General features: G+C 66.1%; 6 protein-coding genes. 2 read left to right on the top strand and 4 right to left on the bottom strand.

From position 1 onward, the window contains the following. Positions 1 to 389 precede the first annotated feature (389 nt). Positions 390 to 1,109, bottom strand: coding sequence for an alanyl-tRNA editing protein (locus P8014_RS14505; protein WP_337818044.1), 720 nt, complete (start codon positions 1,107 to 1,109; stop codon positions 390 to 392). A gap of 70 nt (positions 1,110 to 1,179) precedes the next feature. Continuing rightward, positions 1,180 to 1,908: an arginyltransferase gene (locus tag P8014_RS14500; RefSeq protein ID WP_337818043.1), complete on the bottom strand. Its 729-nt coding sequence runs from the start codon at positions 1,906 to 1,908 to the stop codon at positions 1,180 to 1,182. A gap of 179 nt (positions 1,909 to 2,087) precedes the next feature. Here P8014_RS14500 and wrbA point away from each other — a divergent pair, with 179 nt between their 5' ends. Further along, positions 2,088 to 2,708, top strand: a complete 621-nt coding sequence (gene wrbA / locus P8014_RS14495) for an NAD(P)H:quinone oxidoreductase (protein WP_337818042.1) — start codon at positions 2,088 to 2,090, stop codon at positions 2,706 to 2,708. A 124-nt stretch (positions 2,709 to 2,832) separates the two neighbouring features. On the opposite strand, the gene P8014_RS14490 is transcribed toward wrbA, so the two are convergent. Continuing rightward, positions 2,833 to 4,095, bottom strand: coding sequence for an amidohydrolase family protein (locus tag P8014_RS14490; protein WP_337818041.1), 1,263 nt, complete (start codon positions 4,093 to 4,095; stop codon positions 2,833 to 2,835). Beyond that, on the bottom strand, positions 4,092 to 5,444 hold the full coding sequence (locus P8014_RS14485; RefSeq protein ID WP_337818040.1) for an 8-oxoguanine deaminase: 1,353 nt from the start codon (positions 5,442 to 5,444) through the stop codon (positions 4,092 to 4,094). Before P8014_RS14485 ends, P8014_RS14490 begins: the two co-directional genes overlap by 4 nt. A gap of 210 nt (positions 5,445 to 5,654) precedes the next feature. On the opposite strand from P8014_RS14485, the gene P8014_RS14480 reads away from it, so the two are divergent. Further along, positions 5,655 to 7,655 (top strand): transglycosylase SLT domain-containing protein, encoded by a 2,001-nt coding sequence (locus P8014_RS14480; protein WP_337818039.1) that lies wholly within the window; start codon positions 5,655 to 5,657, stop codon positions 7,653 to 7,655. Positions 7,656 to 7,688: the final 33 nt, after the last annotated feature.

Raw genomic sequence — 7,688 nt, 5'->3', positions numbered from 1 at the left:
TCTTCGCGCCGCGCCTTGCCCTGAACGCACACCAGTCCACTGCAGTCGCGAATGGCACAGGTGCAAAGTGCTTTGGGGGTGCGTTTCTTTCGCCGGTTTCTTTGCGCATTTCAAAGAAATCGGCTCGGGCGCGTCACCTCGATCAAGCTAATCCCCATGCCTCAAATCGCGCCCGAAATCAGCTGAAAAAGTCAGCAAGTACGTCGCCTTCAACCACGCAAGATCACAATTACCTACCACCGAACCGAGCCGGAAACCGGCCCCTAAAATCAGCAAATAAGCCGCCTTCACTCACGCAGGGCCAAAACCACAAACGCCAATTTGCGCCGAACAAGACTCCAAACACCACCGGTCCCAACCCGCTAACGAAAGCGATTTCAGAACACCCCCTAGCCCACTTCCGCAAACCGAATAATCACCCGCCGATTCTGCCGCCCCTTCTTCTCGATCTTGCTGACCACCACAGCCCCAATCTCACCGGTACGGGCAACATGCGTACCGCCGCAGGGCTGCAGATCGGCATCCTGCACCTCCACCAGCCGCACCCGCCCGGCGCCGCGCGGCGGGCTCACGCTCATGGTGCGCACCAGTTCAGGCGCCGCATCCAGTTCTTCGTCGCTGATCCAGCGCATGGCTACCGGCAAGTCACGCTCGACCAGCACATTGAGTTCGGCGCTCAAGGCCTCCTTGTCCAGGGTGGACTCGGGCAGGTCGAAGTCCAGACGCGCCTTTTCCGCGCCGATGGAGCCTCCGGTCACGCCCGCATCCACCAGCGAGCACAATAGATGCAGGCAGGTATGCATACGCATGTGCCGGTGACGCCGCTCCCAATCGATGACCGCATCGACCGGCTCGCCGGAAGCGAGCCCCTCGGGCACCTCTTCCAGTACGTGCACGATGCTGCCCGGCTCTACTCCCTTGCGGGTATCGGCCACACGCAGCTCCCGGCCGTCGGCCAGCCGCAGTACGCCCGTGTCGCCCGGCTGCCCTCCTCCCTCCGGGTAGAATACCGTCGCCTCCAGTTCGACCCCCTCCGGATGCACCATGCGGATTTGCGTGTCGCAACTCCGGCGATAGGGATCGGATTCGAACAGACGCTCGGTGGACATGGCTGACTCCTGCTGCGATTGGTGGGAATGAGATCTGCCCGCTTACCTTCTACAACTTCGCCCCCGCCCGTCAACCCGCCACGGGCGGCTCATCCACGCCCACCGGCCAGAACCACCAGCGGCCGTCGCGATACAACTCCAGCGGACGAAAGCGACTCTTGTAGCGCATCTTGTCGGAACGCTCGATCCAGTAGCCGAGATAGAGATGCTCCAGACAACGCCGCCGGGCTTCCTCGATTTGGGTCAACACGGCAAAGGTACCCAGCGAGCGCTTCGCCTCGGCGGGATCGAAAAAGGTGTAGTTGGCCGACAGACCGGTGTCGAGCACATCCGTCACGGCGACCGCCACCAGGCGTCCGCCGAGACGAAACGACAGAAACTCCGCCTCGATGGCGGGCGTGCACAGAAATTCGCCGAAGGACTCCGGCGTGGCGTCGTCCATGCCGCCTCCGGCGTGGCGATGGCGCAGATAGCGGCTGTAGAGTTCGAACACCTCTTCACTGCACTCCGGCGCCTCACGCGTCACGACCAGATCCGCGTTGCGCGCTGCGCAGCGCCGCTGGGAGCGATCCGGCACGAACGCCGCCACCGGCACCCTGGCCGCCACACAGGCCCGGCAGCCCGGACACTCTGGACGGTAGACGAAGATCCCGCTGCGCCGGAAGCCCAGCTCGAAAAGCTCCGTCAGGCGTCCGCGATCGACCGAGGCATTCGGATCGGCCACCACGTCGACCGCCTGCCGCTCCGGCAGATACGGACACTGATGGGGCGTTGTGACGTAGAACTTCAGCGAATGCACGTCGGCGTACCGGCTGGTGTTCCTGTAATGAAAGAAAGAGTAACCCGGCGGCGCGGAAAATCCATCGTCCGTTTGGTCAATAAGTTTGAGCGGTTCGTTGCAAAGCCTTCAATAGCGGACATGGACATGCGGCCTAGACTGAAGCGACACAAAGCCCCATCACCCACAGGGAGTCCTTCATGTCCACCACGGTGCAAGTCGTGTTTTACAGCATGTACGGCCATATCTACAAAATGGCCGAAGCGGTAGCCGAGGGAGCGCGCGCAGCGGGCGCCGAGGTCGAGCTGTATCGGGTCCCGGAACTGGTTCCCGACGACGTCCTCGAACAATTCGGCGCCAAGCAGGCGCAGACGGCGTTCGCCCACGTGCCGGTCATCCAGCCCGACCAGCTCGCCGAAGCCGACGCGGTGATCTTCGGCACGCCCACCCGCTTCGGCATGATGTGCGCCCAGATGCGCAACTTCCTCGACATGACCGGTGGCCTGTGGGCGCAGGGCAAGCTGATCGGCAAGGTCGGCAGCGTGTTCACCTCCACCGGCACCCAACATGGCGGCCAGGAAACCACCATCACCAGTTTCCATACCACGCTGCTGCACCAGGGCATGGTGATCGTCGGCGTGCCATACAGCGAGCAAGGCTTGACCAAAATGGACGAAATCACCGGCGGCGCTCCCTACGGTGCAGGCACCCTCGCCGGCGCGGACGGCTCGCGTCTGCCCAGCGAGAACGAACTGTCGATAGCCCGTTTCCAAGGCCGCCACGTGGCCGACATCGCCGGCCGCCTCAAGGCCGGCTCCTGATCCAGCGCGGCACGGACGCCGCGCAGGCCGGACGCAACACCCCGTTTCTCCGGCTTTCCGGAGCACGGGTTCCGGCACGCGGAGCAATCCATTGCGGAAGGGCCGGACGCCCTTCCGCAACCTCTTAGCGCTGCACTCGGCTGCGGTGCTTCTGCCCCCCGGCCGGATACCATTCACCTCCGAGACAGGTGGCCAACGGCCGCGTTTCCAGTTCACCCATCCCTCCGGCCGTCCACGCCTCGATCCAGCCTGCGGCATGCAACTTCCCCGCGGGTCGCGGCAACAGCGAGAAATCGGCCCGTTTACCAGGCGCGAAATTGCCCGCCTCGGCGGCGCGGCCCATGCACTCGGCTCCGGCCAAAGTCGCCCGGTACAGCGCCTCTTGCGCCTCGACCGGCACGCCGGCCGCACGATGCTGGGCCAGGAATCGCTGCATCACGTGCAGCATCGAATGCGAAGGACCCGCGCCAACATCGCTGGCCAACGCCCAGCGGACTTCATGCTCGCGCACGCGCTCCAGCGGCATGCGTCCAGAATCGAGCGCCTCGTTGCTGGACGGGCAATGCGCCACCCAGGCACGGCGCGCGGCAAGCACCCGCCATTCCCGCGACGACAGATGAATGCAATGCCCCAGCACGCTGTGCGCGCCGAGCAGGCCGGCGCGATCGTAGACATCCGTGTAATCCTCGGCCTCGGGAAAGGCCTCGCGCACCTCTCGGACCTCCTCCGGAGATTCCGACAGGTGCGTCTGCACGAGATGGCCATTGGCACGGGCGTAGGCGCCCAGAGCTGCCATCAACGGCGCCGAACAGTTGAGCGCGAAACGCGGCGTCAGTGCATAACGCCGCGGCCCCAGTTCGCGGGCCAGGGGGTCGAGTTCGTCAATGTCACGGATACTGGCGCGCGTCAGCGCCTCCGGCGCGTTGAGTTCCATCACCGCGTCGCCGATCACCCAGTCGCCCAGGGCCTCGCGGGCCGCGACACGCACCGCCTCGGGATGCGGGCTGGAATAGCAAAGACCCGCGACCGTGCCGGCGCGAACGGTGTCGGCGAAGAAATCGCGCGCGCTCTCCCCGGCCAGCGCCACATCGCCGTATCGCGCCTCCTCGGGCCAGATGTGACCGCGCAGCCAGGGCATGAGTTCGGCCTCGAAACTGCCTCGTACCCGATGCTGGACCCAGTGGATGTGGACATCATGGAAACCCGGCACCAGAACCCCGTCGAGTTCGATGAGTTCCTCACCACGTCGCGGCGCCAGCTCATCGAAATCGCCCACCGCTTCTATCCGACCGTCGCGGACACGTAGCGCACCGTCGGCATGCACGGTGAGCACACCCGGCCCATGCGGATTGAAGATCGCGGCGCGATAGACCGTGGTCACACTCATGCGCCGGCCCCCGCCCGCGCGAGCAAGGCGCGTGCAGCCGTTTTTTGCGCGGCGAGCAGCGCCGGCAGGTCCAGGCCGGGAACCTCGCCATCGATCAGGCGCCAGCTTCCGGCGATCATCACCCGATCGGCTTGCTGCGCACCGCACAACAACAGTGCCGCGAGCGGATCGCCGGCACCGGCGAAGCGCGGCTCGTCCAGGCGGAACAGGGCCAGATCGGCCTGCAGACCGGGCGCGATGCGCCCGATGTCGGTGCGCCCGAGGCAGCAGGCGCCGCCCTGCGTCGCCCAGCGCAAAGCCTCGCGATGGCCGACGCGGTCGGCGCCGTAATGCAGCCTCTGCAGCAGCAGCGCCTGACGCGCCTCCCCGATCAGGTTGGAAGCATCGTTGGAGGCCGATCCGTCCACGCCAAGCCCGACCGGGCTGCCGGCGGCCTCCAGTTCCAGCGTGCGGCAGTGGCCCGAGGCCAACACCATGTTGGAGCTGGGGCAGTGGCTGACGCCTACGCCGGCACGGCCCAGGCGTTCGATCTCCTCATCGTCGAAATGAATTCCGTGCGCCACCCAGACGTCCTCGCCCAACCAGCCCAGTTCCTCGAGATAGTCGACGGGACGCCGCCCAGTGTGCTCCAGACACCAGGCGGTCTCGTCCTCGGTTTCCGCCAGATGGGTGTGCAACAGCGCTCCCTCGCGACGCGCCAGCGCGGCGGACTCGCGCATCAGCTCGGCGGTGACCGAGAACGGCGAACAAGGCGCAAGCGCAATACCGAGCATCGCGCCCTCGCCGCGTTCGTGATAGCGACTGAGCAGACGCTCGCTATCGGCCATGATCGCCTCCTCCGTCTGCACCACACTGCGCGGCGGCAAACCACCGTCGTCCACCGACAGACTCATGGAACCGCGCGTCAGCACCGCCCGCATGCCCAGCTCGCGCACGGCCTCGGCCTCGATGTCGATCGCCTCTTCGAGCCCGGCGGGAAACAGATAGTGATGGTCGCTGACCGTCGTACAGCCCGAGCGCAGCAGTTCGACCAGCGCCACGCGCGCCGCCAGCGCCAGATCATCGGGCCGCAGTCCGGCCCACACCGGATACAGCGATTCCAGCCAGGGGAACAGCGGCTTGTCCAGTGCCGGCGGACAAGCCCGCGTCAGGGTCTGGAAAAAATGATGGTGCAGATTGACCAGCCCCGGCAGCACGACGTGTTCCGAGGCGTCGAAGACATCGTCGACCGCCGCCGAGGGGCCCCCACCGAGAGGCACGCACTCGACCAGCCGCGTACCGTCCACCACCACTCCGCCCTCGGCATCCTCGGCCAGGATCGCCAGGGGATTGCGTATCCACAAACGCATGTCCACCACTCCGAATAAATGGCCTTTTCTCAATATTCCGCGCATGCGACGAGCCGGCACCACGAGTGCCCGCCACACGAAATCTCGGGAAAGGTTCTACGAATGCCGTTTCCGGCATGGCAAATTTCTACGCCTTCCTCTTTCAATCGGCGCCCGCTGCTCTCACAATAACCTCATACTCTGACCCGCGCCACGGAACGCCTGATCGCAATGCGCGCAGCCCTTTTCCAGCGCTTCGGCGCCTGCCTGCGACTCGCCACGCTCGTACTCGTGAGCGTCCTGTCGGCCCAAGCGCAGGCCTCTACGCCGGCCCAGCAGGCTGCGGAGCGTTTCCAGAATGCGCTCAGCGCGCTCAATAACGGGGACATGAGTCGCTATCGGGCGCTCGCCGGCACTTTGCAGGACTATATTCTGCAGCCCTACCTGCAGTTCGCCTACCTCCAGACCTCGTTGAAAAGCGCGTCAACCAAGGAAATCGACGACTTCCTCCATCGCAACCGCGATCTGCCGATCGCCGCCGAGCTGCATCGCGCCTGGCTGCTCGAACTCGCCCGGCGCAAGGAGTGGAAACAGTTTCTCGCCACGGACGCACCAGCCTACAACGATACGCTGGTCGCCTGCGCGCGGACCTCCGCACTCAAGGCGACGGGCCGCGGAAAGGAAGCCACCGAACTCGCCAGGCGCCTGTGGCTGGTCGGTTACGAACAGCCCAGCAGCTGCGATCCGGCCTTCGACCTGCTCCGCCGGAATGGACATGTTCCAGCCAATCTGGTGCGGGCACGCCTGTTGCTCGCCCTGCAAGCCGGCAATCCCCGGCTGGGCCGCTATCTGGTCACGCTGCTGCCAGCCGACCAACAACCGGTCGCCCGACGCTGGCTCCGGGTCTATGGCTCCCCTGCAGAACTCCAGCGAGTCGAGCTTCCCGAACTGGGCGACCGAGATGCCGCCGCGCAAGTCATCACCGCCGCACTTCGCCGCCTGGGGCGCAAGCAGCCCGCCGACGCCCACGCCCTATGGGCCGGGCTCGAAGCACGGCTGAAGACACACCTGAGCGACACGCAGCGTCGCCGCATAGCACGCACGATAGCGATATTCGCAGCCATCGACGGGCTGCCGCAGGGAGAACGCTGGCTCAACGAACTGCCTCCGGCTACCGCCAGCCAGGCGAGCCGTGAGTGGCGCGCCAGGGCGGCGTTGCGCACGGGCAACTGGTCCGGCCTGCTCACCGCGATCCGCGCCATGCCGCGCTATCAGCGCGACAAGGACGCGTGGCGATACTGGGAGGCCCGCGCCCTACTGCAGACCGGCAAGATCGCAGCGGCCCGCAGACTGGCCGATCCGCTAGCCCGAGAATTCAGCTACTACGGCTTCCTCGCTGCCGACCTCATACAACGCCCCTATGCGCAGGGGCCCCAGCCGCAAGCCAAGGACCCGGCGCTGCAAAAACGCGTCGGCGGCATGTACCTGACCCGTATCGCCCTGGCCCTGCACCAGGCCGGTCAAACCACCGATGCCGGGGCAGTATGGCGCGAGCTGCTTCGCCGGCTCACACCCAGGGAGCGCCTTGCGGCCGCTCGCCTCGCACATCGCCAGCAATGGGCCTACGCTGCCTACACCGCCGCCGCGCAATCGCCGGCGCGGGGTGCCTCGGCCCTGACCTTCCCGCTGGCGCACTGGACGGCCGTGCGCCTGGCGGCGCGCAGCAACAATCTCTCGCCGGACCTGGTGCTCTCGCTCATGCGCCAGGAGAGCGCCTTCCAGTCCAGCGTCTGCTCGTCCGCGGGCGCCTGCGGACTCATGCAGCTGATGCCTCGCACCGCCTGCTGGATCGGCAAGCACAGTGATCTCGGCAAACACCTTTGCGACCGCCATCGCTTGAGCGAGCCGGGCGTCAGCATCCGTGCCGGCAGTGCCTATCTGAGCTATCTGATGGGCCGCTTTGCCAACGACGTGGTCGCCGCCGTGGCCGCCTACAACGCCGGCCCCACCAACGTCAGCCAATGGCTGGCAAACTCGTCGCTGCGCATGGACACCCCACGTTGGGTGGCGACGCTGCCGTTCGGAGAAACGCGGCGCTACATACAGGCGGTACTGTTCAACCGCGTGGTCTACGCCCAGCGCAGCAAGCAGGTGGCGCAGACGGCGAACCGCGAGCTGACGCTGCGTCTGAGCGACCTGCTCGGCTCCGTGAGCCAGTCGCCGCCCGGCTAAGCCCGGAAGCGACATCGCCCCGGCAACATGCCT

This window comes from Acidihalobacter sp. (assembly GCF_037381185.1).
Classification (GTDB): Bacteria; Pseudomonadota; Gammaproteobacteria; order DSM-5130; family Acidihalobacteraceae; genus Acidihalobacter_A.
The sequence above is the reverse complement of the archived record's forward strand: the minus strand, read 5'-3'. Positions and strand labels throughout refer to the sequence as shown.